This window comes from Rhodococcus sp. MH15, from assembly GCF_019266045.1.
GTDB classification, from domain to species: Bacteria; Actinomycetota; Actinomycetes; order Mycobacteriales; family Mycobacteriaceae; genus Rhodococcus_F; species Rhodococcus_F qingshengii.
This window is the reverse complement of sequence record NZ_LPNP01000080.1, coordinates 1,162,741-1,188,632: the sequence shown is the minus strand read 5'-3', so window position 1 is coordinate 1,188,632 and position 25,892 is coordinate 1,162,741. Positions and strand designations below refer to the sequence as shown.

Annotated in this window: 27 protein-coding genes and 1 pseudogene; 18 read left to right on the top strand and 10 right to left on the bottom strand. The window is 62.2% G+C overall.

Annotation, left to right across the window (positions count from 1 at the left end; translation table 11 throughout):
• Positions 1-22 precede the first annotated feature (22 nt).
• On the bottom strand, positions 23-1,777 hold the full coding sequence (ctaD, locus tag ATN37_RS28585) for a cytochrome c oxidase subunit I (protein ID WP_020970441.1): 1,755 nt from the start codon (positions 1,775-1,777) through the stop codon (positions 23-25).
• Between the two features lie 202 nt (positions 1,778-1,979).
• Between ctaD and ATN37_RS28580 the strand changes: the two genes are divergently transcribed.
• Positions 1,980-3,131, top strand: coding sequence for an NADH:flavin oxidoreductase (locus tag ATN37_RS28580; RefSeq protein ID WP_007733403.1), 1,152 nt, complete (start codon positions 1,980-1,982; stop codon positions 3,129-3,131).
• Between the two features lie 64 nt (positions 3,132-3,195).
• Here ATN37_RS28580 and ATN37_RS28575 read toward each other — a convergent pair whose 3' ends face one another.
• Positions 3,196-4,044 (bottom strand): aldo/keto reductase, encoded by an 849-nt coding sequence (locus ATN37_RS28575; protein WP_037128502.1) that lies wholly within the window; start codon positions 4,042-4,044, stop codon positions 3,196-3,198.
• A 130-nt stretch (positions 4,045-4,174) separates the two neighbouring features.
• On the opposite strand from ATN37_RS28575, the gene ATN37_RS28570 reads away from it, so the two are divergent.
• The 3 genes from ATN37_RS28570 to ATN37_RS28560 all read left to right on the top strand — a co-directional run bounded on the left by ATN37_RS28570 (position 4,175) and on the right by ATN37_RS28560 (position 7,454).
• Entirely contained in the window at positions 4,175-4,771 is a 597-nt protein-coding gene (locus ATN37_RS28570; RefSeq protein WP_030535396.1) for a class I SAM-dependent methyltransferase, read from the top strand.
• A 66-nt stretch (positions 4,772-4,837) separates the two neighbouring features.
• Positions 4,838-6,469 (top strand): ABC-F family ATP-binding cassette domain-containing protein, encoded by a 1,632-nt coding sequence (locus tag ATN37_RS28565; RefSeq protein ID WP_030535395.1) that lies wholly within the window; start codon positions 4,838-4,840, stop codon positions 6,467-6,469.
• Between the two features lie 145 nt (positions 6,470-6,614).
• Positions 6,615-7,454 carry an aldo/keto reductase gene (locus ATN37_RS28560; RefSeq protein WP_165639100.1) on the top strand — a complete coding sequence of 280 codons (840 nt, stop codon included), beginning with the start codon at positions 6,615-6,617 and terminating at the stop codon, positions 7,452-7,454.
• 12 nt (positions 7,455-7,466) lie between these two features.
• Here the strand turns inward: ATN37_RS28560 and ATN37_RS28555 are convergent, their stop codons facing one another.
• The 3 genes from ATN37_RS28555 to ATN37_RS28545 all read right to left on the bottom strand — a co-directional run bounded on the left by ATN37_RS28555 (position 7,467) and on the right by ATN37_RS28545 (position 8,947).
• On the bottom strand, positions 7,467-8,042 hold the full coding sequence (locus ATN37_RS28555) for a TetR/AcrR family transcriptional regulator (protein WP_007733408.1): 576 nt from the start codon (positions 8,040-8,042) through the stop codon (positions 7,467-7,469).
• Positions 8,043-8,456: a VOC family protein gene (locus tag ATN37_RS28550; RefSeq protein WP_064073992.1), complete on the bottom strand. Its 414-nt coding sequence runs from the start codon at positions 8,454-8,456 to the stop codon at positions 8,043-8,045.
• A 74-nt stretch (positions 8,457-8,530) separates the two neighbouring features.
• A complete protein-coding gene (locus tag ATN37_RS28545; RefSeq protein WP_083056918.1) occupies positions 8,531-8,947 on the bottom strand; it encodes a hypothetical protein in 417 nt (138 codons plus the stop codon).
• Between the two features lie 109 nt (positions 8,948-9,056).
• On the opposite strand from ATN37_RS28545, the gene ATN37_RS28540 reads away from it, so the two are divergent.
• The 6 genes from ATN37_RS28540 (at position 9,057) to ATN37_RS28515 (ending at position 14,667) form a co-directional block, all read left to right on the top strand.
• A complete protein-coding gene (locus ATN37_RS28540; RefSeq protein WP_003940147.1) occupies positions 9,057-9,380 on the top strand; it encodes a helix-turn-helix transcriptional regulator in 324 nt (107 codons plus the stop codon).
• Positions 9,373-9,918: a hypothetical protein gene (locus ATN37_RS28535; RefSeq protein WP_003939943.1), complete on the top strand. Its 546-nt coding sequence runs from the start codon at positions 9,373-9,375 to the stop codon at positions 9,916-9,918. Before ATN37_RS28540 ends, ATN37_RS28535 begins: the two co-directional genes overlap by 8 nt.
• A 43-nt stretch (positions 9,919-9,961) precedes the next feature.
• Entirely contained in the window at positions 9,962-10,858 is an 897-nt protein-coding gene (locus ATN37_RS28530; protein ID WP_003939757.1) for an ABC transporter ATP-binding protein, read from the top strand.
• Entirely contained in the window at positions 10,855-12,048 is a 1,194-nt protein-coding gene (locus tag ATN37_RS28525; protein WP_007733417.1) for an ABC transporter permease, read from the top strand. The genes ATN37_RS28530 and ATN37_RS28525 overlap by 4 nt, the downstream gene beginning before the upstream one ends.
• A gap of 94 nt (positions 12,049-12,142) precedes the next feature.
• The gene (locus tag ATN37_RS28520; RefSeq protein WP_058037840.1) at positions 12,143-13,630 is read left to right on the top strand and encodes a carboxyl transferase domain-containing protein; all 1,488 of its coding nucleotides are present in this window, start codon (positions 12,143-12,145) and stop codon (positions 13,628-13,630) included.
• Entirely contained in the window at positions 13,627-14,667 is a 1,041-nt protein-coding gene (locus ATN37_RS28515; protein WP_058037839.1) for a hypothetical protein, read from the top strand. Before ATN37_RS28520 ends, ATN37_RS28515 begins: the two co-directional genes overlap by 4 nt.
• A 4-nt stretch (positions 14,668-14,671) precedes the next feature.
• Here ATN37_RS28515 and ATN37_RS28510 read toward each other — a convergent pair whose 3' ends face one another.
• Positions 14,672-15,436: an MFS transporter gene (locus tag ATN37_RS28510; protein WP_308125239.1), complete on the bottom strand. Its 765-nt coding sequence runs from the start codon at positions 15,434-15,436 to the stop codon at positions 14,672-14,674.
• A gap of 130 nt (positions 15,437-15,566) precedes the next feature.
• Positions 15,567-15,941: pseudogene (locus ATN37_RS32820) on the bottom strand (MFS transporter); the annotation flags it as partial.
• A gap of 178 nt (positions 15,942-16,119) precedes the next feature.
• On the opposite strand from ATN37_RS32820, the gene ATN37_RS28505 reads away from it, so the two are divergent.
• From ATN37_RS28505 to ATN37_RS28495, 3 genes are all read left to right on the top strand, one after another.
• Entirely contained in the window at positions 16,120-18,036 is a 1,917-nt protein-coding gene (locus ATN37_RS28505; protein WP_218695930.1) for a propionyl-CoA synthetase, read from the top strand.
• 92 nt (positions 18,037-18,128) lie between these two features.
• On the top strand, positions 18,129-18,974 hold the full coding sequence (locus ATN37_RS28500; RefSeq protein WP_007733421.1) for a mycofactocin-coupled SDR family oxidoreductase: 846 nt from the start codon (positions 18,129-18,131) through the stop codon (positions 18,972-18,974).
• Positions 18,975-19,275: 301 nt separating this feature from the next.
• Positions 19,276-19,785, top strand: a complete 510-nt coding sequence (locus tag ATN37_RS28495; protein WP_223304422.1) for a hypothetical protein — start codon at positions 19,276-19,278, stop codon at positions 19,783-19,785.
• 7 nt (positions 19,786-19,792) lie between these two features.
• Here ATN37_RS28495 and ATN37_RS28490 read toward each other — a convergent pair whose 3' ends face one another.
• Positions 19,793-20,179, bottom strand: a complete 387-nt coding sequence (locus tag ATN37_RS28490) for a DUF1304 domain-containing protein (protein ID WP_007733422.1) — start codon at positions 20,177-20,179, stop codon at positions 19,793-19,795.
• Positions 20,180-20,266: 87 nt separating this feature from the next.
• Here ATN37_RS28490 and ATN37_RS28485 point away from each other — a divergent pair, with 87 nt between their 5' ends.
• Positions 20,267-20,851: a TetR/AcrR family transcriptional regulator gene (locus tag ATN37_RS28485; protein WP_007733423.1), complete on the top strand. Its 585-nt coding sequence runs from the start codon at positions 20,267-20,269 to the stop codon at positions 20,849-20,851.
• A 57-nt stretch (positions 20,852-20,908) separates the two neighbouring features.
• Positions 20,909-21,529, top strand: a complete 621-nt coding sequence (locus ATN37_RS28480) for a GNAT family N-acetyltransferase (RefSeq protein ID WP_063316060.1) — start codon at positions 20,909-20,911, stop codon at positions 21,527-21,529.
• On the opposite strand, the gene ATN37_RS28475 is transcribed toward ATN37_RS28480, so the two are convergent.
• Positions 21,487-22,077, bottom strand: coding sequence for a TetR/AcrR family transcriptional regulator (locus tag ATN37_RS28475; protein ID WP_007733425.1), 591 nt, complete (start codon positions 22,075-22,077; stop codon positions 21,487-21,489). The genes ATN37_RS28480 and ATN37_RS28475 overlap by 43 nt on opposite strands.
• 113 nt (positions 22,078-22,190) lie before the next feature.
• Between ATN37_RS28475 and ATN37_RS28470 the strand changes: the two genes are divergently transcribed.
• From ATN37_RS28470 to ATN37_RS28460, 3 genes are all read left to right on the top strand, one after another.
• A complete protein-coding gene (locus ATN37_RS28470) occupies positions 22,191-23,429 on the top strand; it encodes an MFS transporter (RefSeq protein ID WP_003940229.1) in 1,239 nt (412 codons plus the stop codon).
• 134 nt (positions 23,430-23,563) lie between these two features.
• Positions 23,564-24,010, top strand: coding sequence for a hypothetical protein (locus ATN37_RS28465; protein WP_021332236.1), 447 nt, complete (start codon positions 23,564-23,566; stop codon positions 24,008-24,010).
• Between the two features lie 156 nt (positions 24,011-24,166).
• Complete coding sequence (locus tag ATN37_RS28460) at positions 24,167-24,535, top strand: VOC family protein (protein ID WP_003939994.1); 369 nt, start codon at positions 24,167-24,169, stop codon at positions 24,533-24,535.
• 4 nt (positions 24,536-24,539) lie between these two features.
• Here ATN37_RS28460 and ATN37_RS28455 read toward each other — a convergent pair whose 3' ends face one another.
• Positions 24,540-25,886 carry a deoxyribodipyrimidine photo-lyase gene (locus tag ATN37_RS28455; protein ID WP_047270918.1) on the bottom strand — a complete coding sequence of 449 codons (1,347 nt, stop codon included), beginning with the start codon at positions 25,884-25,886 and terminating at the stop codon, positions 24,540-24,542.
• Positions 25,887-25,892: the final 6 nt, after the last annotated feature.

The following is a 25,892-nucleotide window of genomic DNA, read 5'->3' as shown; positions in this document are numbered from 1 at the left end:
TAGTGCAGCAACTATTATTGCACTAATCAATCTGGCGATGATCGTCACTCTTCTCCAACGTCGACGTGGGTTGCCCGGTGAGACCCACGTGCGCTTCGGCCCTCATTCGCTCCACCATGTGCGGGTAGTGCAGCTCGAACGCCGGACGCTCACTGCGGATGCGCGGCAACTCGGTGAAGTTGTGACGCGGCGGCGGGCAGGTGGTTGCCCACTCCAGCGAGTTTCCGTAACCCCACGGATCGTCGACGGTGACAACTTCGCCGTAGCGGTAGCTCTTGAAAACGTTCCAGATGAACGGAAGCGTCGAGGCACCGAGCACGAAGGCAAAGATCGTGGACACCGAGTTCAGCACCGTGAACCCGTCCGAGGGCAGGTAGTCGGCATAGCGACGCGGCATCCCCTCGCCGCCGAGCCAGTGCTGAACGAGAAACGTGCCGTGGAAACCGACGAACGTGGTCCAGAAGTGCCACTTGCCGAGACGCTCGTCCATCATGCGACCGGTCATCTTCGGGAACCAGAAGTAGATACCGGCGTACGTGGCGAACACGACCGTACCGAAGACCACGTAATGGAAGTGGGCGACGACAAAATACGTGTCGGTGACATGGAAGTCGATCGGCGGGCTCGCGAGAATGACACCCGACAGACCACCGAAGAGGAAGGTGATCAAGAAGCCGACCGAGAACAGCATCGGCGACTCGAAGGTCAACTGCCCCTTCCACATCGTGCCGATCCAGTTGAAGATCTTCACACCTGTCGGCACGGCGATCAGGAACGTCATGAACGAGAAGTACGGCAGGAGAACAGCACCCGTCGCGTACATGTGGTGAGCCCACACCGCGATCGACAGAGCTGAAATCGCCAGTGTCGCATAGACCAATCCGGTGTACCCGAAGATCGGCTTACGGCTGAAGACCGGGAAGATCTCCGAGACGATGCCGAAGAACGGCAGCGCGATGATGTACACCTCGGGGTGACCGAAGAACCAGAACAGGTGCTGCCACAACAGAACTCCACCCGACGCCGGGTCGAAGATGTGCCCACCGAGATGACGGTCGACGAACAGACCCATGAACGCAGCGGTCAAGAGCGGGAACGCCATCAAGATCAGAATGCTGGTGATGAAGATGTTCCACGTGAAGATGGACATCCGAAACATCGTCATACCTGGTGCGCGCAGGCAGATCACGGTGGTGATCATGTTGACCGCACCGAGAATGGTGCCGAGGCCACCGACCGTCAGACCGAAGACCCACAGGTCGGCGCCGACGCCGGGACTGTGCACCGCGCCCGACAACGGGGTGTACGCGGTCCAACCGAAGTCGGCAGCGCCGCCCGGCGTGAGGAATCCGCCGAGAACGATGAGACCACCAAAAGTGAAGAGCCAGAATCCGAATGCGTTCAGACGCGGGAACGCCACGTCCGGGGCACCGATCTGCAGCGGAAGTATGTAGTTCGCGAAGCCGAAAACGACGGGCGTCGCGTACAGCAGCAACATGATCGTGCCGTGCATGGTGAACAACTGGTTGAACTGCTCGTTCGAGAGGAACTGCATCCCGGGGACAGCCAGTTCCGCACGCATGAACAGGGCCATCAGGCCGCCGATCAGGAAGAACACGAAAGCCGTGATCATGTACATGATCCCGATCTTCTTGTGATCGGTGGTCTTGATCATGTCGAACATCCACGACCCCTTGGGATCACGGCGCTTCGGGTACGGCCGCTCCGGAATCGGCTCCAACTCTCCGGTCCGCTCGTCCGGCACCGTTGTCGTCATGCTCGCGCGTCCTCTTTCGTGCTCGATACCGCCTCAAGAACTTTCCGCACGACCATATCGCATGTTAATAGTTAATGCACAAACTAAGTGTGGCCGACGTGAGCAACTATCGAAAACCGAACGTACGCAACCTTTTGCAGATTTCGGTGAGATAAAGTCAGGCGGCGGAATAGGTCGAGGGTCCGCCGCGTTGAACAAACCCGTGACTCTTCCCGACACATCGACAGCACCCGAGGCCTCCGCGTTGCGCGGCCTCTTCGAGCCTTTCGAGGTCAAATCACTCTCGTTGCGTAACCGTTTCGCCATGGCCCCGATGACGCGCGCCTTCTCGCCGGACGGAATCCCCGGCGCCGACGTAGCCGAGTACTACCGTCGTCGCGCAGCAGGGGGTGTCGGCTTGATCATCACCGAAGGCACGTACATCCCGGACCCGGCAGCCGGCCCGCACACCCGCGTACCGCGCATCTACGGCGATTCGAGCCTGGGTGGCTGGAAGTCGGTCGTCGACGCCGTCCACGCCGAAGGCGGATCGATCATTCCTCAGCTGTGGCACCTCGGAGTCGAACGCGGCGAGAACTCACGCCTGAACCCCGAGGTCGAAACCGTCAGCCCCTCCGGCCTGGCACTGGACGGCACCCGCCTGGGACGAGAATTCACCACCTCTGACCTCGACGACTTGAAGCAGTCGTGGGTCGACGCCGCACTCAACGCGAAGAACACCGGGTTCGACGGTCTCGAGTTGCACGGAGCACATGGCTACCTGCTCGACGAATTTCTCTGGGCGGGAACCAATGTCCGAACCGACGGCTACGGCGGATCACTCGAGGCCCGCACCCGTTTCCCGGCCGAGGTCGTCGCCGCAATCCGAGAGGCCGTCGGGGACGAGTTCGCGATCGTCTACCGATTCTCGCAGTGGAAGTCCGGCCATTACGACGCTCGTATCGCCCAGAGCCCGGCAGAACTCGGCCGCATCCTCACTCCCCTGGTCGACGCCGGCGTCGACGTTCTGCATCCGTCCACGAGGCGTCATTGGGAACCGGCATTCGCTGAACTCGACGGTGAAGACGGCACACTCGGCCTCGCCGGTTGGACGAAGAAGCTGACCGGGTTGCCGACCATCACCGTCGGTTCGGTCGGACTCGATTCCGTGTTCACGACGGCATTCACCGGCGAAGCTGCATCTGCTGTCACCGGACTGGAGCGTCTCGAAGCTCAGTACGAGAGGGGTGAATTCGACATGGTTGCCATCGGGCGCGCGCTGCTCGCCGATCCCGAGTGGGTCGAGAAGCTCCGCACCGGACGCGCGGACGAGCACATCGCATTCACCGCAGAACATCGCACACACCTGAACTGACCTCGCACGACAAAACGGCACTCCCGCAATTGTGGGAGTGCCGTTTGTGGGTCTGCCGGAAGTACTAGCTGCCGAGCGTGACCGGGTCGGGGCCGATGCGGCCGGCCGGGTCGTCGAGAGCACCGATCGCGTTGATCTGTTCCGGTGTCAGTTCGAATCCGAAGACATCGAAGTTGGCGGCGATACGTTCGGGGGTCACCGACTTCGGAATCACCACGTTTCCGATCTGCAGGTGCCAGCGAATGATCACCTGAGCCGCGGTGACGCCATGAGCGTCGGCGATAGCGGTGATGACGGGGTCGCCGAGAACGGTTCCCTGTCCGAGCGGGCTCCACGCTTCCGTCGCGATTCCCTTGCCGGTGTGGAAGGCGCGCAGTTCGGCTTGGTTGAACTTGGGGTGAAGCTCGATCTGGTTGAGGACCGGCACCTCACCGGTTTCACCGATGACACGCTCGAGGTTCTCGATGGTGAAGTTGGAGACACCGATGGATCGAACCCGTCCGTCGGCCTTGAGCTTCTGGAATGCCTTGAACGTCTCGACGTACAGGTCCTTGGACGGAACCGGCCAGTGGATCAGGTACAGGTCGAGGTACTCGAGACCCAACTTGTCGAGGCTGGCGTCGAATGCCGCAAGCGTCGAGTCGTAGCCTTGGTCGTCGTTCCACAGTTTTGTCGTGATGTAGAGGTCTTCGCGGGCGATGCCGGATTCGGCGATCGCGCGGCCGACGCCCACCTCGTTGCCGTAGATCTTGGCGGTGTCGATACTGCGGTAGCCGGTCTTCAGGGCTGTGGAGACGGCCTCCTGCGTCTCGTCGTCCGGAACCTGGAACACACCGAATCCGAGTGCGGGGATCGTCTTACCGTCGTTCAGAACAATGGTCGGTACAGAGGTCACATCGTTGGTCTCGGTCATATATGGATCCAACGCGCGAGGGCCGGGAGGCATTCCCCGCCGAACCTCCGGGCAGTGCCCTTGTACCGCCCGAAATGCCGGTCTACCTTGGAAGACAAGTATTGGAATCGCCTCGAGAAAAGAGAGAGCGATGAATCTTTCATATCGTCTCGCCTACAAGGTCGGTGTCACTCCGTGGGAGCACACCGGGCACGGGTTCGACGCTCAACTGTCCGGCCTTCTGGATGCGATTCCCGTCCCGGAAGGTGGCCGTGCACTCGATATCGGTTGCGGCACCGGACGCCATTCCATCGAGCTGGCGCAACGCGGTTGGCACGTCACCGGCGTCGACGCCGAACAGGAACCGCTGGACAAAGCGCGCATACACGCGCGTGAAGCACACGTCGACGTCCGGTTCCTCCACGAGGACGCGGCAGACCTGCACATTGCTGTCGACGGCGGGCACATGCTGGTGCTCGACATCGGCTGTTTTCACGGGCTCACCGATCATCAACGACGGGACTACGGGAGGTCGGTCAACGCGATCACCGCACCCGGGGCGTCCATGGTGATGTTCGCATTCGGACCGGGGCACCGTTGGCCGATGCCACACGGCGTCTCGGAGGAGGACGTCATGCGAGCATTCGACGGTTGGTCGATGGCCTCGAGCATGGCCGCGGACGTGAGTGAATCGCCACTTCCGGTCCGTGCGGCACATCCGTGCTGGTATCACCTGGTCCGTGGCTGACTGCTGTGCGCCTTTATTAACCGCCCGCGGTTAATAAAGGCGCACAGCACCGGGGATACTTCTCAGGTGACTGCAACACTACGCATCAGCGGCCTCTCTGCTTCCCGGGGAGAACGCACCCTGTTCTCCGACCTCGACCTCACCGTTGCCCCCGGCGACGTCATCGGCCTCGTCGGCGCGAACGGCGCCGGCAAGTCGACGCTTCTCACCGCACTGGCCGGAATCGGAACTGCCGACGTCGAAGGTTCGATCATCCTCAGCCCGCCGGATGCTGCGGTCGGTTACCTCGCGCAGGAACCCGATCGCATCGAGGGTGAGACCGTCCTCGAGTTCCTCGGCCGCCGCACCGGCGTCGCCCACGCCGAGGAAGTCATGAACGCCGCAGCCGAAACCCTGGCCGAAGCCGAAGAGGATCTGTACTCCCCGGCTCTCGAACGCTGGCTCGCTCTCGGCGGCGCCGACCTGCTCGAGCGCGCCGAGAAGGTGGTCGAAGAACTCGGTCTCGGAGTTCCACTCGATGCTCACATGACGGCATTGTCCGGCGGTCAGGCCGCGCGCGCCGGCCTCGCGTCACTGTTGCTTTCGCGCTACGACATTCTCTTGTTGGACGAGCCCACCAACGATCTCGACCTACGCGGTCTCGAGCAGTTGGAGCGATTTGTCGCCGAGACGCGCGCAGCACTGGTTGTCGTGAGCCATGATCGCGAGTTCCTCTCGCGCACCGTCACCGGAATCGTGGAACTCGATCTGGCACAACAGGACATCGCCGTGTACGACGGCGGCTACGAGTCGTACCTCGCCGAACGCGAGATCGCCCGCCAGCACGCACGCGAGGCGTTCGAGGAATACGCAGGCACCCGCTCCGATCTCGAAGATCGCGCACAGATGCAGCGCAACTGGATGGAACACGGCGTCCGCAACGCGCGTCGTAAAGCCAAGGACAACGACAAGATCGGACGCGGATTGCGGACCGAGTCGACGGAGAAGCAAGCCGCGAAAGCCCGCCAGACTCAACGCCGCATCGAGCGACTCGAAGTGGTCGAGGAACCGCGCAAGGAGTGGGAACTTCGTATGGAGATCGCGGCGGCGCCGCGGTCCGGATCCGTTGTCGCGACCACGAACGGCGCCAAGGTAACTCGCGGTCAGTTCACGTTCGGTCCGGTCACGACGCAGATCGACTGGGGTGATCGGATTCTCGTCACGGGCGCGAACGGGGCAGGCAAGACCACCCTCCTGAACGTCCTGCTCGGCAAACTCGTCCCGGACGAGGGCATCGCGTCGCTGGGTTCCGGTGTCGCGATCGGTGAGATCGATCAGGCGCGTGGATTGTTCGAAGGTGATCAACCAGTCGTGGAGGCCTTCGGTGCGCAGGTTCCGGACTGGCCCGATGCCGATGTCCGCACTCTCCTCGCCAAGTTCGGCCTGCGCGGACACCACGTACTCAGATCTGCCGCTTCCCTGTCCCCCGGCGAGAGAACAAGGGCTGCACTTGCTTTGCTCCAGGCTCGCGGCGTGAACCTACTGGTACTGGACGAGCCGACGAACCATCTCGACCTTCCGGCGATCGAACAGCTCGAGCAGGCAATGGAGTCGTTCGAGGGAACCCTCCTTCTGGTCACTCACGATCGACGCATGCTGCAGTCCACCCGAAGCACGCGCCGGTGGCGAATGGAGAACGGACAGCTCTTCGAGGAGTAGCCGATCGACTCTGCTTGCGCAGACAACCCGCGTGTGCAACTATTTATCAGGCGCACGCAATAGTTGCATGCGCGGCATAGGTGGCCCGCGGATGACATGATCCCCCGTCGAGCTGCCACATCCCAGTCCCGAAAGGCACTCTTCAATGTTGTCGATCCCCGACCGCACACTGACTCACGGAACCACCGGCGAGCCGATCACCATCCCGCAACTCGGGTACGGCGTTTTCCAGGTACCGGACGCACAGACCGAAGAGGTCACTGCCGCAGCTCTCGAGATCGGCTACCGCCACATCGACACGGCCGCGATCTACGGAAATGAAGCCGGAGTCGGCCGCGCCATCGCAGGTTCGGATATCCCTAGGTCAGAGCTGTTCGTCACCACCAAGCTGTGGAATGACGATCAGGGCCACGACCGAACACTCGCCGCTTTCGACACCAGCCTCGACAAGCTCGGACTCGACTACGTCGACCTCTATCTGATTCACTGGCCCGCGCCGGCAAAGGGCCTGTTCGTCGAGACCTGGGCGGCATTAGAGCAAATTCTCGCCTCCGGCCGCACCCGTGCGATCGGCGTGTCCAACTTCCTGCCCGAGCACCTCGAACTGCTGGCCGAGCACAGCTCGATCACCCCGGCCGTCAACCAGATCGAATTGCACCCCAGACTGCAACAGCACGCGTCACGGGAGTACGCGCGAAGTCGCGGCATCGAAATCGAGGCTTGGAGCCCATTGGGACAGGGAACCATCCTCGACGACCCGGCCATCGGGAAAATTGCTGCAGCACAAGGCAAGAGCCCGGCACAGATAATTCTGCGTTGGCATCTCGAACAGGGTCACACCGTTCTGTCGAAGTCGGTCACGCCTGCACGCATGCGCGACAACGCCGCAATCTTCGACTTCGCACTCGATGCCGACGAGTCAGCGGCCATCGCAGCGCTGAACACCGACAGCCGTGTCGGGCCTGATCCAGTCGAATTGAACTGAATCGAAACGGCTTCAAGAATTTTCGTGGGGAGTCAACGTCAGCAGCACAGAATCGACGGACTGCTCGGCCAGGAGCGCGTCCAGCGGTAAGTGACGGAACAACGCTCGGTAATAGATCGGCGACGCCAGCGCGTCCAGGACGAAGTCCAGGTCGAAGTCGCTCCGTATGTCGCCGCGTAGGCGCGCCGATTCCAGCACTGCCGCAGTGGAATCGCGTCGTGGCTGAAAGAATGCCGACTGGAAATCCCGCGCCAATTCCGGGTCCGCCGCCAGATCCGCGACCAACGCGGGCAGGATCCGCCCGACTACCGTTTCGCTCAGCCCCACAACCAATGTCGTGATGCCGGCGACCAGGTCTGCCCTGAGATCGCCGGTGTCCGGCGTTGGATCAGTGCCGATGTGCGCCACGACGACGTCCACCACCAGATGCCGCTTCGACGGCCATCTCCGGTAGATGGCGGGTCGATGCACGCCCGCTCTCGTCGCCACCGAACCGATCGACAGCTCCGCATATCCGTTCTCCCCCAACAACTCCAGGGTTGCCGCCAGAACGGCGTCGTCGATCCGCTCGTCGCGGGCGCGCACCATCTACAGCACCGGCCGCGGCATGAGCACCAGACGCCAGCCGTCGGGATCTTCGAAAGTCATCCCCGCATTCTCCTCCCAGTACGGATTCTCGGCGCCAACGGGTTCGTGCCCTGCTTCCCCCAACCTCTGAACTACCTCGTACATCGCCGACTCGCCGGCGAAGTAGAGCACCAACAGGTTGTCCTGCGTCGGCGCCGGGCACGAGCTTCCGTCTTCGTGGGTCGTGAATTCGAGGTGATAGTTCGAATCCGGCAGACCCAGCATGATTCCGTCGTACCCGGCATGACCGGAGAACCGGTAGAGCTCTGGCAATCCCAGACAGTCGCGATAGAACGCAATCACGTCGTCGAGCCTGTCGGTGGGTCGCGCTACGCGCACTTGCACTACTGCGAGGTCGTTCGGCCAAGTTGTCATTCCAAAACAGTACAGTACGTACCGTAATGTTTCGAGAAAATGGCTGCCAGCCTCCCGACGGCAGCTCGCTTCAACTACAAGCGATCATTCTCCGGAAACGCCGCCTTGGGCATGAACTTCGGCCTGGCGAACAGCACAGACAGTTTAGTGGGCTGCGACTCCACCGGGCGATCGGACCGGTACAGCAACGCCTGCTGCGGGGTACTCACCCATTCACTGGCGAAGATCTCACCGAGGCGCGAAACCGGCACGTGCGACCCGTCCTCGAGTCGAACGGTGACGTCCGCCCCGATGTCCGACTGGCCGTACACGACCCACCACGATTCGCCTTCCACATCCCCCGGAGTGTGCTGCCCGATACCGATGACTGCACCCTTCTCCATCGGATCGCGCCAGACCGCTTCGCGCCCTTGCGGTCCCACGCAGTAGCTACCATCCTCGCACACCTGCACGACCAGGCCGGACTCTTCGAGCACCAACTGTTCGACCACTATGCCAAGCCCCTTCCGTTGCCCGAACCTTATCCGCCGGCACGCCCCAGAAGCGGAACAATCGCGGTTCGTGTTGACAAACTGTTGGGTTTTTACAACACTTTGATGCATGAGCCCAGTCCGGCGGGGAGACGCGCTCCCCATCTTCAATCGCATCGGAGTGCTTCGCGCCGAGCGGAAGATGAGCCGGGCACAGCTTGCGCAACTCGTCGACGTGAATCCGCAGACGGTGGGGGCACTCGAACGCGGTGACCACTACCCCAGCCTGGATCTTGCATTCCGAATCTGCTGGGTGTTCGACCTCCCGGTGGAGGCGGTGTTCTCCCGGACGGAGTTCGGGCCGCTGTCGACGGAGGTCTACCGGAATGCACCGTCGACGGAGGTCTACCGATCTGACCGCACTACCGAGGGGAGTGAAAAGCCAAGTGCCTGAATCAAATCTGATCGACCGCTACCAGGCCCACCGCACTCGGCGGTTCCTGCAGAACGAGGAGACGTTCCGACATTGGCTCCCGAATTGGCGAACCCGTCGACGTCGGCGCGTACTCGTCGTCGCCCTGGCGGTCCTGTTCACCACGATGGTTGCCGTCAGCACAGCATGCCTGTTCAATCCGCTCTTCGCCGTGGCATGGCCGGTCCTCACCCTGCTGTTCCTGCCGACGTGGTCCTCACTTCAAATCGTGTCGGGCCGGCAAGGGGATGCTCCGCGGCAGGCGTTGGACGAATGGGAGATCCAGCAACGCAACGACGCTCGCTCCGTCGGGCTCAGCGTGACCCAAACGTTGGTCTTCATTGTCGCCATTTTCCTCATTTTCACCTCGTCGGTGCAGTGGAATGTAGAGAGGCTGCCTTACACGGGAGGTTTATTGGCACTGACTGCAATGCTGATCGGCGCGTGCACGCCCGCGATGATTCTCTCGTGGACCAATCCAGACCCGGATCCGATTGATTCGGAAGAGTTCGATCTCTGACCCGTATTACCGAAGCGCACCACTCGACCGATGGGAAGGACCCATGTCAGCCACCCTCACGATCGACGGCATCTCGAAACGCTACGGCGACGTCGTCGCACTCGACAACCTGAGTTTCGAAGTGCGCCCAGGCGAGATCTTCGGATTCGTCGGCAGCAACGGCGCCGGCAAGACGACCACGATGCGCATTGCGCTGGGTGTGCTCGGAGCAGATTCGGGAGAAGTTCGCCTCGGCGGCAAACCTGTCGACCTCGACGTGCGTCGCACTATCGGATACATGCCGGAGGAACGCGGCCTCTACCCCAAGATGAAGGTGGGAGCGCAACTTTCCTATCTGGCCGAGCTACACGGACTCTCGAAGGCCGACGCGCACGCGGCCACTGAGCGGTGGACCGAACGTCTGGGCATCGCCGAACGCGTCAAGGACACCGTCGATTCCCTGTCCCTCGGTAATCAGCAACGTGTGCAGCTCGCGGCGGCGCTGGTTCACGACCCATCGGTACTCGTTCTGGACGAACCGTTTTCGGGCCTTGACCCCGTAGCGGTCGATGTCATGAGTGACGTGCTGGTCGAGAAGGCTCGCACCGGCGTTCCCGTAATCTTCTCCAGCCATCAGCTGGATCTGGTGGAGCGCCTGTGCGATCGCGTGGGCATCATCAGCCGCGGCAGCATGCGAGAGATCGGAACCGTCGACGAGCTACGAGGCAAGGGCGACGGCCGAATCGAAGTCTTCGCCCCTGACGCGCCGGTCGGTTGGGCACACCATCTGATCGGTGTCACCACACTGAGCCACCTCGACGGCCGAACGCTCCTGAGCGTCGACGGCACGGCCGACGATCAGCAGATCCTGCACGCAGCATTGAAAACCGGACCGGTGCACGAGTTCACGCTACGACGTCCGTCACTGACCGATCTGTTCCGAGAGGTAGTAGCCGCATGAGCAACCAGTTGAGCGGAGGTCGAGCCATCGGGTTGGTCGCCCGACGCGAATTCATGACGCAGATCTCGAAGAAGAGTTTTGTGATCAGCAACGTCATCATTCTGGTCGCGATCATCGGCGGCATCATCGCCTTCTCGCTCTTCTCCGGCGGCGACGAGGACAAGTCGAAGATCGGCTTGGTCGGCAACCAATCACTCAGTGCCACGATGGTGTCCATCGGCGACACCCTCGGAAATCCGGTGACGGTAACGGAGGTTTCCGACGACGGCACCGCACGTGATCAAGTCAAGGACGGCGACCTCGACGTGGCCGTGATCGCTGGATCGGGCGGCGGTGTCACTGTCGTGACCAAGAAGGAAGTAGCCACGAATCTGCGGGCCGTCATCGAGAGTTCCGTTGCACAGCAGGCACAATCGAATGCGCTTTCCGCTGCGGGGATCGACCCGGCTCAGCTCGCCGAAGCCACGTCCACCGCAGTGGTCACCATCGATGCCATCGATCCCCCGGATCCCGAACAGGGCCAACGTATAGCGATGTCGATCGCTGCTGTGGTGCTCCTGTACATGCAGATCCTGTTGTTCGGAACGTACGTGGCGATGGGCGTCGTCGAGGAGAAGTCCAGCCGTGTCGTCGAGTTGCTGCTCTCCACTCTCCGTCCACTGCAGTTGTTGTGGGGCAAGGTTCTCGGAATCGGTGCTGTCGGCCTGATGCAGATGGCTGCCTATGCCGTCGCGGGCGTCGCCACCGGACTGGCGACGGGCGTCCTGACCGTGACGGGCACCGCAATCGGCGTTCTGTTCGGCACTCTCGGGTGGTTCATTCTCGGCTTCCTCTTCTTCGCCGTGCTGTACGCCGCGGCCGGGTCCATGGTCTCGCGACAGGAAGACGTCAACGCCACCGCGATGCCTCTCGCGCTGCTCGTCATGGCAATGGTCAGCGTGGCTTTCGTTTCGGTGAGCAATCCAGAAGGAACCCTGAGCAACGTGTTGAGTTGGATTCCGCCGTTCTCGGCAATCCTCATGCCCCTGCGCATTTCCGCCGGTGTTGCTTCTCCGTTCCAGATCGTGGGAACGATTCTGCTGATGCTGGTCGTGACTGCTGCGCTGTCGATGATCGCGGCAAAGATCTACCAGCGCTCCATCCTTCGCATCGGCAAGGTCGTTTCGTGGAAAGAGGCGTTCGGACGCTGATTTATCCGGCGCACAACTGACGCCACACGATCACGGCAGCACCCCGCCCAGGTAGGTTCATCCTGGACGGGGTGCTGCTTACTTGGAGGACGTTGTGCGAATCTCGGCCGAAGAACTACTCACTGCGGTACTCGATCCCGAGAGCTTCGTCTCTTGGGACTCCCCGCCCGTCGACGTCGGACCTGGCGCGAAATACGCGGAAGACCTGGCGAAGGCCCGCGAGAAGAGCGGAGTTGACGAGTCCGTCGTCACCGGTGTCGGTACCGTTCGGGGACGTCGGGTCGCGGTAATTGCCTGTGAATTCAGCTTTCTCGCCGGTTCCATCGGAGTCGCTGCGGCCGAGCGGATCGTGACCGCCGTCGAACGTGCTACGGCAGAACAACTCCCGCTGCTGGCCTCGCCAACCTCCGGCGGAACGCGGATGCAGGAGGGCACCGTGGCGTTCGTTCAGATGGTGAAGATCGCTGCGGCAGTGGCTGTTCACAAAGCGGCACACCTGCCCTACCTGGTTTACCTGCGCAATCCCACCACCGGCGGGGTCTTTGCCTCGTGGGGATCCCTCGGCCACATCACCGTCGCGGAACCCGGTGCTCTGGTGGGATTCCTCGGACCCCGTGTCTACGAATCCCTGTACGGCGAAAAGTTTCCCGACGGTATCCAGACGTCCGAAAACTTGTATCGCAACGGCGTTATCGACGGCGTCGTACCCGTCGACCGCCTCCGTCTGCTGGTCAACCGAGCGTTGTGCGTGCTCACCGATCCCCCGGCCCCGGCGGCCACGGACCCGATTCCCTCACCCGAGATTCCCGATGTTCCCGCCTGGCAGTCGGTGATGCTCTCGCGCCGGGCCGATCGACCCGGCATCCGGCAGTTGCTCCGCCATGCCGCAACTGAACAGGTACCGCTCAGCGGCACCGGGCAGGGTGAAACCGACAAGACGATCTTGCTCTCGCTCGCCCGCTTCCGGGGCTTTCCGTGCATCCTGCTCGGCCAGGACCGCAGTGGCCAATCCGCGCTCACCACGATGGGACCGGCCGCGCTCAGGGAAGCGCGACGGGGCATGAAACTTGCCGAAGAACTACAACTCCCGCTTGTCCTCGTGATCGACACATTGGGCGCGTCGCTGTCCAAAGAAGCTGAAGAACGTGGACTGGCCCCTGAGATCGCCCGTTGCATCGCCGACCTCGTGACGCTGAAGACCCCGACAGTGTCGGTGTTGCTCGGCCAGGGAACAGGCGGTGGGGCTCTCGCGCTGCTGCCCGCCGATCGGGTACTCGCGGCACAGAACGGGTGGCTCGCTCCCCTGCCACCGGAAGGCGCAAGCGCGATCGTCCATCGCGACATCAGTCACGCACCGGAGATGGCGGCAGCGCAGGGCATTCGTTCGTTGGATCTGCTTCGAGACGGCGTGGTCGACGCGATCATTCCCGAAACGCCTGACGCGGCCGACGAACCCGTGGAATTCTCCAAGAGGGTAGGGGCTGCGATAGCGCACGAACTCTTCGTGCTTGCCGAAGAGTCGGACACCGATCGCCAGTCCTCCCGTATCGCGCGCTATCGAAACCTGGGAGTTCCGCAATGACGACGAAGGACCGGAATGCGCTGACGCTGCCGCACAGTTACGACCGCGCGGCACTCGCTCGTTTCGAATTGTTCCTGTTCGCGGGCATCGCCACCGTGCTGATCACCCGCGCTTATCTGGCGGCAACGGGCTATCCCCAGATCGGGGGCGGCGCCCTCCACATCGCACACGTTCTCTGGGGCGGATTGCTGATGGCCGTCGCCATCGTCGCGACCGCCATCACCGAAGGCTCTCGCACGCGTGACCTGGCCACGCTCGTCGGCGGACTCGGATTCGGTCTCTTTATCGACGAGGTCGGAAAATTCGTCACCGCCGACGTCGATTACTTCTACCAGCCTGCCATCGCGATCATGTACGTCGTCTTCGTTCTCTTCTATCTTGCCGCGCGCGAGGTGGTGATTCGGCGCGGAATGAATGATCGTCATCGGCTCGCCATCGGGGCGCGAGCGCTCTCGGACCTCGCTCTCGGTCAGCTCGACGAGATCCAGTACAACCACGCCCTCCGCGTACTCGACGGCGTCGAAGACCGCAGCCTCACCGACCTCGTCGATTCGATCAAAGCCGGCCTGCATTCACAGACTCCGCCGACCGGCGGTATCGAATCGAAGATCACTCGTGGCCGCAACGCGTTCTTCCACCGTGCCGAGGAACTGCTCCGGCACCGGGTCGTCCGCCGACTGGTACTGACCCTGTTCGTACTGCAGGCTCTTCTGGCGATTGTCCAGGTGATCTACGCGTTGGTTTCCGAGAACGTCGTCGAGGCCGACGACGTCTCCGACCTGGTGGTCCAGATCTCCACCGTCGCAACCGGAGTTCTTGTGGTTCTGGGAGTGTGGTTCCTCTTCCGAGGTCCGTACCTGCGAGCATTAAGGCTCCTGCGTGCATCCCTCATCGTGAGCCTCCTGGTGACGCAGGTTTATCTGTTCACACAGGACCAGTTCGGCGCGCTTTTCGGATTCGCGGTGTCACTGTTCATGCTCGCGACTCTCCGCATCGCGATTCGAAGCGAAGAGTCCGCCGCAGCTCTACCGCAGTAATCCTCTACCGCAGTGGGACCGCAGGCCGACTCGGTAGATCGCGGATCCCGCGGAGCGGGCTGAAGAGCAGGACCAATCCGCACGGCGCGATCAGGCAGGCCATGATCCACATCGTCCCGCGCGGATCCACTGCGTCGCCGAGGTAGCCTGCCGTCAGCGCACCGAGCGGAATGCTGCTGTGCAGCAGGAACATACTCGTTGCCACCACTCGTCCGAGGCGGTCCGGCGGACAGTAACTTTGACGGAAACTGCCGAGCACCACGTTGCACGACACGACGCCCGCAACCATCACCATGCCGCCGATGCAGAACCAGAACAGGCCGGCACCGTACGTCGTCAGAGGTGCTAACAGGATGAACGGTCCCGTCACCAACTGACAGATGAGAACGCTTCGGGCAGTGCCGAATCTGCGGCCGAGCGGGCGCGCGATCATCGATCCGACAATTCCGCCCACCCCGGCAATCGCCAAGAGAAGCCCGAGTCCGAACTCCCCCACGCCAAGCGTCTTTTCCAGGAACACGATCTGGATCGTGGAGTACCCGGTGAGACCGAAATTGAGCAGAGTGCCGTAGACGACGATCGACCGCAGATACGGATCACCGGCGACGAATCGCAGTCCGAGCGCAATCTGGCGTCGCAACGGTTCTCGCTGATTCTGTCCGCGATGGACGGTCTCCTGCACACGAATCAGCCAGATGCATACAAAGCAGAAGGCGAACGTGAACGCGTCGACAACCAGACCGGCCGCGAGCCCGACAGTTGCAACCACCAGCCCACCGACGCTTGGGCCGATCACCCGAGTTGCGGCCAGCGCCCTGAATCTTCGAGTTCCCTTCGACAAGATCCGCTTCGGCGAGCACCGTGGGGAGATACGAGTGATAGGCCGCCTGGAAGAAGACGGTGGCTGTACCGGTGAGCAGCGCGACCAGGAGCAGGTGGCCGTATGTCATCGCCTCCAGGAAGCCGGCGATCGCGAGGCTCGCGAAGAACAGAGCGCACGCAGCGTTCGCGATCATCATGATCGGGCGCCGAGGCAGCCGGTCGATCCAGGCACCGGCTGGTAGTCCGACGATCAACCACGGCAACCACACTGCTGATGCCAGCACACCGATCTGGAAGCTACTCGCGTCCAGTTCGCGAAGCGCGATCAGCGGCAGTACGACGGTCGTGACACCGTTTCCGATACCGCTGACTGCGTCGCCGGTCCACAGAAGTCGGAAGTCACGCAGAGCGAGGACTCCCCAGAAGCCTGCGCGTTGCGCTGCACCTGTCACATCGATCCCCCCTTTCAGTCCCTGCCCTATCCCACCCCTGCGCGCCACTGGCCGACGGGACAGGCCCGCCCGGCGCAAAGGGACGGTACCCGCACCGCTACTGAGGCGCACCGCACTGACGGTGACCTAAGGTGTTTCAGGTCACCGGTAAGCGAAGTTCACGAGAGGACACACGTCGATGAGCTCTTCCGAGCAGGCGTCCCACACCACGTATGCCGACGCATATCGCGAGAGCATGGATCAGCCGGAGAAGTTCTGGCTCGACGCTGCGCGGGCCGTCGACTGGGATGTCGCCCCCACGAGGGCTCTCGACGATTCTGCCGCGCCGATCTATCGCTGGTTCCCGGATGCTTCGCTCAACACCAGTTTCAATGCCCTCGATCGGCACGTCCGCGACGGCCGCGGCGATCAGACCGCGTTGATCTTCGACTCCGCGATGGTCCCCACCAAGGCCACGTACACCTACGCCGAATTGCTCGAGCAGGTCTCACTCTTCGCCGGCGTCTTGAAAGATCAGGGTGTGGTGGCGGGCGACCGCGTGATCATCTACATGCCGATGATCCCCGAGGCTGCGATCGCGATGCTCGCGTGTGCGCGAATCGGCGCGGTGCATTCGGTGGTGTTCGGCGGCTTTGCGGCCAAGGAGCTCGCAACCCGTATCGACGACGCCGGTCCAGTGGTGCTCGTGACGGCGTCCGGCGGCCTCGAACCCGGACGAACAATCGAGTACCTGCCGATGGTCGAGAAGGCTCTGCAACTGTCCGCCACTCCCGCGCACACCGTGATCGTGAAGAATCGCGAGCAGATTCCCGGTGCAGCTTTCGACTACAAGTCAAGTGCCGCAGCCTGGTTCGACTGGGACGAGCTGATCGCCGACGCCACCCCGGCCGACCCGGTGTCGGTCGCCGCGACGGATCCGCTCTACATCCTCTACACCTCGGGAACGACCGGTAAGCCCAAGGGCGTCGTCCGGGACAACGGTGGCCATGCCGTTGCGCTGACGTGGACCATGAAGAATCTGTACGACATCAGCCCAGGACAGGTGTGGTGGACCGCCTCCGACGTCGGCTGGGTGGTCGGCCACTCCTACATCGTCTACGGACCGTTGCTCGCCGGAGCCACGACGGTCATGTACGAAGGCAAGCCCGTCGGCACCCCCGACGCCGGTGCGTTCTGGCGCATCATTTCCGAATACAACGTGTCGGCACTCTTCACCGCTCCGACAGCGATCCGCGCGGTCCGCAAGGCCGACCCGGACGCAAAAGAGCTTGCCAAGTACGACATCTCGTCGCTCGACACACTGTTCGCGGCCGGCGAGCGCTTGGATCCCGACACCTACGAGTGGGCTACTCGGATTCTCGATCGCCCGGTGGTCGATCACTGGTGGCAGACCGAAACCGGTTGGGCCATCTGCGCGAACCTGCGCGGCCTCGAACCGATGGAGATCAAAGCGGGCTCACCCACCGTCGCCTGCCCCGGATACCGCGTCGAAATCGTCGACGGCAAGGGCGAACTCGTGGGTCCGGGCACCGAGGGCAACATCGTGATCGGCCTGCCGCTTCCTCCCGGAACACTCGCCGGACTGTGGCGTGACGAGGACCGGTACGTGAAGTCCTACCTGTCGACTTTCGAAGGGTATTACCTCACCGGCGACTCCGGGTACATCGACGAGGACAACTACGTCTTCGTGCTCGGACGAAGTGACGACGTGATCAACGTTGCCGGACATCGCCTTTCGACCGGAAGCATGGAGGCCGTCGTCGCCGGCCACCCGGCTGTCGCCGAATGCGCGGTCATCGGCATTCACGACGAACTCAAGGGGCAACGGCCGAGCGGTTACGTCGTGCTCAAGTCCGGCGTCGACATCGATCCCGAAACACTCCGACAGGAACTGGTCGCGCGGGTGCGAGACCAGATCGGTGCCGTCGCCACGTTCCGGGACGTCACCGTCGTCGCCGCACTACCGAAGACTCGTTCCGGCAAGATCCTCCGCAAGACCATGCGGCAGATCGCCGACAACGAGGAGTACACGGTCCCGTCCACCATCGAGGACGCGAGCGTATTGGACGAGTTGTCCAAACTCCTTCGCGGATAAGGATTCAGCGAATTCCCCTGTCTGTCTGCCTCCGGACGTAGCAGTATGAACACGTTCCAGTTTCGGCGATTCACACGGGCAGGGGAAGTTCGATGGGCAATTTGGACGGTCAGGTCGCATTCATCACCGGAGCGGCGCGTGGTCAAGGGCGCGCGCATGCCGTCAAGCTCGCGTCCGAGGGCGCGGACATCATCGCGGTGGATCTCTGCGCGCCGGTCGCAACGGCGGGGTACGACATGGCCACCGAAGCCGACCTCGCCCAGACCGTCGCCCTGGTCGAAGCTCAGGGCCGGCGTATCGTCGCATCCGTCGCGGACACTCGCGACCTCGATGCCCTGAAATCAGCGGTCGACGCCGGAGTCGAGAAACTCGGCCGACTGGACATCGTGATCGCCAACGCGGGAATCGCGGCGTCGGCGAAATTGTCCTGGGACCTGAGCGCCGAAGAGTTCCGCGAGCTGATCGATATCAACGTCACCGGCGTCTGGTTGACGACCAAGGTGTCGATTCCGCACATCATGAACGGCAATCGAGGTGGATCCATTGTGTTGATCAGCTCGATGGCCGGGCTTCGAGGCGTGCCGGGGATTGCACACTACTCCGCGTCCAAGCACGCCGTTCGGGGGTTGGCGAAGTCTCTGGCCAACGAACTCGGCTGGGCAGACATCCGAGTCAACTCCGTACACCCGGGCAATGTGCGAACGACGATGATCGACAACGAACCGATGGTTCGTGCGTTCCGTCCAGACTTGGAGAATCCTGTCCTCGCCGATACCGCTCCGATCATGTCGAAGCTGAATCTGCTGCCCCACCCGTGGGTCGACCCCGAAGTGATTGCGGATGCGGTGTTCTATCTGGTGGGGCCGGCCGGGCGCGGGATCACCGGCATCGCGTTGCCGATCGATCTCGGTACCTCGGAAAAATTCGCCGGCGGCTGAAGGCCCGAACTGATGCAGAATTGCCTCTGCCGGATGGGTCTCGAGCACCATCCGGCAGAGGCAATTCCGGCTTGATCAAGCCTTCGTAGCAACAGAACAAGTAGTCGACAACCTCATAGGCGCTCCTCGTCTGGTGTGGGAAAAACCGTTGTGGGATGCGCAACAAACCCAAGACCCAGCGTAGAAGCATTTGGCCGCAAACGCGCGTCATTCGGCACTATTTTTTTGGATTCGGGCATACTGGACAACGCTCCCACCACGTATTATGGACCCGAGTTCACACTTACAGGGGGTAGGCACAGTGACGGTCAAATACGCCGTAATGGACCCGATTCACGGAAAAGTCGAGATCTCGTTCGATGTCGACACGGGGGTCGTCGACGTCCGAAACGGCAACTCACACGCTCTGTTGACGCGTCGAGTCGATGCCCCGCGCCGTGAAGGCACACCCATCGGAACGCGCGCCGCCGCCGACTTGTTCTTCACTGTCGGTGGCGACGAAGTCGAACTCACTGTCGGCAAAGGGTTTCTGTCCCGTCGCTCGTACTCTGTCTCGGCACTCGTCGACGGCGTGAGTTTGAACTTCGCCCCAGTCGACGACGCGAACAGTGCATTCACCCGCGACGGATTGCGGATCGGGCACTTCTCCAAGAACGAGGAATCCGATCCCAGACAGACCGACGCAGTCTGGTCGAGTACGCCGAGCACCGACGAACTTGTCATCGGTTACGCCCTGGCCGAAGCCTTCGATTGCGGAGCACTCAACGGGGCTTTTGCGTTGATCGAATCACTGGTGCTCGGCGGCGGATAGAGACCACTCAAAGCAGGTGGATTACCAGCAGAACAACGGCAATAGCTGGGAAAAGCATCTGCACGACGGCTGCGCGGGCTTTGTCGGGAGACGAGAGAATCAGCACCAATCCCGCGGCAACCATCGATCCTGCGCCTGCCAGGACGAGGGCAATTCCGACCGACGCGGAGCCGGTCGCCGCAATCACGATGCCGACCGCCGACACGATCGCCAGGAAAAGGTTGTAAAAGCCCTGGTTGAAGGCGAGCGGCTGCGTGGTGATCGCCTCTTCCTCGGACTTCACGCCGAACGTGGCGCGGGTCTTCGGGGCCGTCCAGAGAATCGATTCGAGGACAAAAATGTATACGTGCACTGCTGCGGCCAGTCCCGCGAAGATGTAGCCGGCGACGTTCATCGTTGAGCTCCTGTTGCTTCGAGTGAATTCTGTATCGTTCGGTCCAATATATACTGGACCGAACGATATAAAAAGAGCGAGGCTTTGATGGGCAGATCACAAGAATTCGACACAACAGCCGTGGTCGCTGCCGCTTTGGACGTTTTCTGGGCACGCGGATACGAAGGCGCCTCACTCGGCGACCTCGAATCCGCGACGGGGCTGAGTCGGTCAAGTCTCTACAACTCGTTCACCAACAAGCGCGGATTGTTCGACGCCGCCGTGCAGCTGTACCTCGACCACGTCATCCGGCCACGTCTGCGCAGCCTCACGACAAATCCCGGGGCAGACGCAGTCGACGACTACCTTTCCTCGCTTGCGCACGCGATCGGCACCATGACAGCCGACTCGCCTCGGCGCGGTTGCCTACTTCTCAATACGGCTGCCGGACTCGGCGCGCACGACGATGCGGCGGCCGCAGTGATCCGCGCGTACCGCCGAGAACTCGCCGACGCGATCAACAGTGGATTACACGCCGCGTTTCCAACCGAGACAGACGCCACGCTCTCAGATCGCACTCGAATCCTTCTCTCCTGCACGGTAAGTGCATTGGTACTCGCACGAGTTGACACCGAAGAGGCCATCGCAACTCTGGAATCTGCGCGCCGACTGAACGCAGAGTGGCAGGGATAATGACCGGAAAGCTCACGCCATTGCCCGCCATCAGGCGGGTAGGCGATGATGCTTCACGTGCCCAAGTTGACCACGCCCGCTATCGCCGCTGGATATCTCCGGGGAATGGACCAACCCTCGATCCACGTCGGGACTTTCGCGATTCTCCGACCCTGGACCCGCGACGACGCACCGGCCGTCATGGAAGCCTTTCGCGATCCGTCGATTCAGCGTTGGCACATCCGCCGCGCCGACTCGATCGACGAAGCACGGGGTTGGCTCACCCAGTGGAGAGACGGGTGGGCAAGCGAATCCGAATGCCATTGGGCGATCGCCGCTCCCGAGACAAATGAACTCCTCGGTCGAATCGCAGCAAAGGGGGTGAATTTGTGGGACGGCACTGCCGAGCTCGCGTATTGGGTGACCCCAGCGGCGCGCGGCCGCGGACTGTGCACCCAGTCTGTAACCGCACTGTCCGAGTGGGCATTCCGCGAAGCGGGGTTTCATCGACTGGAACTCGAGCACTCGATCCACAACCCACGATCGTGCCGAGTCGCCACCAAAGCAGGGTTCAGCGAAGAAGGTGTTCGACGAAGCTCCGCCAGGCACGCCGACGGCTGGCACGACATGCACGTCCACGCCCGACTACGTAGCGATCAGCCTTCGGCAACGACGCGCGCCGCGAGGGCAAGCGTCTGATCCACCAATTCCGCAACTCGCTGCGGCACGACCGGTTCGAGGTCGAACAGAATTCGGTAGATGATCGGCGCCACTACATGGTCGACCACCGAATCACCATCCACGCCGGCAGCTTCCGGCCAACGCGCGAGGATCACGTCGATCTGCGTCCGACAGAAGAAGGCACACTTGAACTTCTTCGTACCGTCCGGTGCATGCGTCTGATCGTCGCTCATCAACACGTCACGCAACGAAGCACGACCGACAGGCGCAGACATCTCCTCGAGGTACTCCTGCGCCCAAATCGTCAGATCCCCTCGGAGCGAGCCCGTTTCACGCGGGTCGGCGTCCGGGCGCAATCTCTCGATCGAGACGTCGGCAAAGACTTCGTTGATGTCACCCCACCGCCGATAGATGGTCGACGGGGTCACTCCCGCATCGGTCGCGATCATCGGCACCGTGATCTCGGCTCGATCACGCTGTTCCAACAACTTGCGCGCCGACGCATGCACGGCCTGTTGGATGCGCGCACTACGGCCACCGGGGCGCGGACCTGCGGACGGACTCATAAATCCAATACTAACGCAAAGATGTTGCATTAGGCTACGGCCAGGCGTAGCGTCCCAAACGCAAAGTATTTGCGTTTGAAGTCTTCACCACCCGCACGGGAAGCGCTACGACAATGACAACGACCGTTTCACCACAGACCGAGAGCACTTCACGCCCACGCCTTGGGCGAGGCGTCGCTTTCACACTCATCGCCGTCATCATCGCCACGTTCCTGGGCGCATCCGCGACCCCGACACCGTTGTACGAGCACTATCAACAGTTGTGGGGATTCTCCTCGCTCGCGTCGACGCTCGTGTTCGGCATCTACGCTCTCGCGTTGCTCGCCACGCTCCTGACCGCCGGATCCCTGTCCGATCACATCGGCAGGCGCCCGGTCCTGCTCGGAGCACTCGCGCTCGAGGCAGTCTCGCTCGCGCTGTTCGCCTCGGCCGACGGTTTGACCATCCTGCTCATCGCCCGGGTCGTACAGGGTGTTGCCACCGGCGCTGCAATCAGCGCTCTGGGTTCGGCATTGATCGACCTCGAACGCACTCCGGGCCGAGGATCGATCATCAACAGCGTCGCTCCGACGATGGGGCTTGCAGTCGGAGCAGTGGGTTCGAGCCTCATCAGCGAGCACCTGCCCCGGCCCACCAGCACTGTCTACCTGGTCCTTCTCGTGCTTGTCATTCTCGAGATCTTCGGAGTATGGGCCGCTCCCGAGACTTCGGGCGGACGCCCCGGAGCCTGGCAGTCCCTGCGCCCCACACTGGCCGTTCCTCGTCAGGCGCGCACGATGATTGCCCTGACCGCACCGTGCCTGATCGCGGTCTGGGCGCTGGGAGGTTTCTACCTCTCACTCGGACCTGCATTGGCGCGCAACGCACTTGACGTTCACAGCTCCCTCATCGGTGCCATCATGGTCGCAACACTGACAGGATTCGGAGCGGCAGCAGTACTCACCTTCCGCAAACTCGGCGGCCGGACCGTGATGCTGATCGGAACCACCGCCTTGGTGCTCGGGGTGGCCGTCACACTCATCGGTGCTGAAACATCCTCTGCCGTATTGATTCTGGTCGGTACGGCTGTTGCAGGTATCGGCTTCGGAGCAGGATTCCAAGGAACTATCCTCACCGTCATGCCGCTGGCCGAGAACCACGAACGCGCGGGTTTGTTGTCCACCGTCTACGTCATCGCATATCTGGCCAACAGTCTTCCCGCCTTGCTGGCCGGCTACCTGGTCGGCAAGGTCGGATTGGTGGATACGACGCGTGGCTACGGAGCACTCGTCATGGTGCTCGCGGCGGCCGCACTGATCGGACTGCTGGTCACCGGCGAGCGAAAGGTCGAAGCCGTCTCGGTGTCGGAGTAGGTGTCCCCCGATCGGTGGACACACCGTTCCGCCTGCACAGGGTCCGGGGAGTGGACATACGACATCGATCTGCTCCGACATAGTTGTCTTCGAGAGAGCCAACCGAACGCTCACCCGGACAAAGGACACCGACGATGACGAACCCACGCTACGTAGTTGCCGCAATCACAGCTCTGGCCGCCGGCGCCCTCACTTTGGGATTGAGCGGAATCGCCAGTGCCGGAACCCTTCCCACAACCGGCAACAGCATCACGATGACGATCAGCAACGACACCGAACAGACAATTCATCTCGAAGGCGCCGACAACCCCTACGGACAGTGGATGCAGAGCCCACGCCAGTCGCTCGCGCCCCACGAGACCGAAATCGTCACGGCGTACAACCAGGACCCGCGCGGCCTGACGGTCGACGTCGTCTATTCCACTCCCGGCGGCGGACAAGCCGTCTTCATGGCCAACGACTATCCGCAGTTCGACACCGACGGAACCCGCACCACCGACCCTGATCACTACTTCATCTCGAGCTACATCGACGGCTACTACCCGAACCTGAGCGTCGGGTACCACCTCAGTGCGGTGTGACTGCAGCAGTCGTCATAAGTAATCCATCTGCCTCTCAGACGCACTTGTTCTTGGACATTCGTCCGGCGCGCGGGGATTGTTGAACGCAGCCCCGCACGACCAGGCACACGCCCCGTTGCCGGTGGCCCGAACATCAACGGGAGAGGGAAAACCACAGTGCGACTACCCAACCAGTTTCTGATCTACGTCAGCGATGCCGCCTCCGCAGCAGCGTTCTACGGCGAATTGTTCGACGCGAAGCCTGAGGTCCTCAGCCCTCGGTACATGACCTTCGACCTCGGCGGCGGTGTGGTCCTTGCACTGTGGAGCGGCAAGTCCCGCGACCTCGATCCCGCGACACCGCGCAATTTCGAAGTCGGCATCTTGGTCGACGGCGGGAGCAACGAAATTCGGGCGATCCACGACGAGTGGGTGGCCAAGGGAGTCGAGGTCGTCGAAGAACCCAACGAAGATGTCTTCGGTCTGACGTTCGTCATTTCAGATCTGGACGGAAACCGCGTCCGCGTAGCGCCCGCAGATCACTGAGCACTCAGCCTTTGATCTCGCCGTACCGGCGCAAGGCCTCCTCACGCTCGTGCGCGTGATCGACGATCGGGTCCGGGTAGTCGACTGGGCGCATCGCCTTCAACGAGTGGACGGCCTTCCCGGGAACATCGCGAAGTTCGGGGACCCACCGACGGACGTATGTGCCGTCGGGATCGAACTTCTCCCCTTGCGTGATCGGGTTGAAGACGCGGAAGAAGGGCGAAGCATCCGTACCCGACCCGGCAGTCCACTGCCACCCGTGCTGATTGGAGGCCAAGTCACCGTCCACCAGTTGCGACATGAAGTACCGTGCGCCGCGCCACCACGGAATATGCAGGTCCTTCACCAGGAATGACGCGACGATCATTCGGACCCGATTGTGCATCCAGTTCTCGGCGGCGAGTTGCCGCATGCCGGCATCCACGATCGGGAAGCCGGTCTTGCCTTCACACCAGGCCGTGAAGGCGGCGTCTGCGTCGACTCCCCCGTCGTGACGTAAACGGTCGAACTTGTCGTCGTAGTTCTTCCGCGCGCTGTCGGGGCGCTGAAACAGGATGTCTGCGTAGAAGTCTCGCCAAGCAAGCTGGCGACGGTACGCCTGAGCGCCGTCTCCGAGTCGCTTGGAGAGATCTGCCAACATGGTTCTCGGATGAATCGTGCCGTACTTGAGCGGGATCGACATCCGACTCGTGGTGTCGAGGTCGGGTCGATTTCGTTCGTCGTCGTACCGGTCAAGATCGTTCTCGCAGTATTCTTTCCACTGTTCGAGCGCACCGGCCTCACCGACGACATCGCTGACGGTGCCGGACGGCGCGGGGATACTCACCCGGCGCGGGCCACCGTCCTTCTCGCTCGGATCGAACCAACGGACCGTCCCCGCATCGGTCGACGCGGGGCCCCGCCAACCATGTTCCATCCACTGACGGAAGTACGGCGTGAACACCTTGTACGGATCACCGTCCGCCTTGGTGACGCGTCCGGGCGCCACGGCATATGGTGACCCGGTGGCGATCAACTCCACCTTCTCGGCCACGGCCGCGTCGCGCCGTCGGCCGTAGGGCCCGTAGTCGGCACTGATGTGAACTTCTTCGGCGCCAACGGATTCCGCCACGCGGGGCACCACGTCTGCCGGATCACCTCGAACAACCATCAATCGTCCGTCGAGCTGGTTGTCGAGTGCCGACAAGTTGGCGAACAGTTGATTCTGGCGGGGTGAGCCTGCCGGTCCGAGCAACTTCTCGTCGAGGACGAACAAACCCAACGTCTGTCCGCCGGCATCCGCCGCTGCAGTCAGAGTCGGAAGATCACCGACCCTCAGATCGCGTCGAAACCAGATCACAGAGTTACTCACCCAGTC

Bases quoted from the DNA above. Each gene is read 5' to 3' on its own strand.
- ctaD (WP_020970441.1), bottom strand. From the start codon at position 1,777: ATGACGACAACGGTGCCGGACGAGCGGACCGGAGAGTTGGAGCCGATT.
- ATN37_RS28575 (WP_037128502.1), bottom strand. From the start codon at position 4,044: ATGACCGAGACCAACGATGTGACCTCTGTACCGACCATTGTTCTGAAC.
- ATN37_RS28570 (WP_030535396.1), top strand. From the start codon at position 4,175: ATGAATCTTTCATATCGTCTCGCCTACAAGGTCGGTGTCACTCCGTGG.
- ATN37_RS28560 (WP_165639100.1), top strand. From the start codon at position 6,615: ATGTTGTCGATCCCCGACCGCACACTGACTCACGGAACCACCGGCGAG.
- ATN37_RS28555 (WP_007733408.1), bottom strand. From the start codon at position 8,042: ATGGTGCGCGCCCGCGACGAGCGGATCGACGACGCCGTTCTGGCGGCA.
- ATN37_RS28550 (WP_064073992.1), bottom strand. From the start codon at position 8,456: ATGACAACTTGGCCGAACGACCTCGCAGTAGTGCAAGTGCGCGTAGCG.
- ATN37_RS28540 (WP_003940147.1), top strand. From the start codon at position 9,057: ATGAGCCCAGTCCGGCGGGGAGACGCGCTCCCCATCTTCAATCGCATC.
- ATN37_RS28530 (WP_003939757.1), top strand. From the start codon at position 9,962: ATGTCAGCCACCCTCACGATCGACGGCATCTCGAAACGCTACGGCGAC.
- ATN37_RS28525 (WP_007733417.1), top strand. From the start codon at position 10,855: ATGAGCAACCAGTTGAGCGGAGGTCGAGCCATCGGGTTGGTCGCCCGA.
- ATN37_RS28515 (WP_058037839.1), top strand. From the start codon at position 13,627: ATGACGACGAAGGACCGGAATGCGCTGACGCTGCCGCACAGTTACGAC.
- ATN37_RS28505 (WP_218695930.1), top strand. From the start codon at position 16,120: ATGAGCTCTTCCGAGCAGGCGTCCCACACCACGTATGCCGACGCATAT.
- ATN37_RS28500 (WP_007733421.1), top strand. From the start codon at position 18,129: ATGGGCAATTTGGACGGTCAGGTCGCATTCATCACCGGAGCGGCGCGT.
- ATN37_RS28490 (WP_007733422.1), bottom strand. From the start codon at position 20,179: ATGAACGTCGCCGGCTACATCTTCGCGGGACTGGCCGCAGCAGTGCAC.
- ATN37_RS28485 (WP_007733423.1), top strand. From the start codon at position 20,267: ATGGGCAGATCACAAGAATTCGACACAACAGCCGTGGTCGCTGCCGCT.
- ATN37_RS28475 (WP_007733425.1), bottom strand. From the start codon at position 22,077: ATGAGTCCGTCCGCAGGTCCGCGCCCCGGTGGCCGTAGTGCGCGCATC.
- ATN37_RS28470 (WP_003940229.1), top strand. From the start codon at position 22,191: ATGACAACGACCGTTTCACCACAGACCGAGAGCACTTCACGCCCACGC.
- ATN37_RS28465 (WP_021332236.1), top strand. From the start codon at position 23,564: ATGACGAACCCACGCTACGTAGTTGCCGCAATCACAGCTCTGGCCGCC.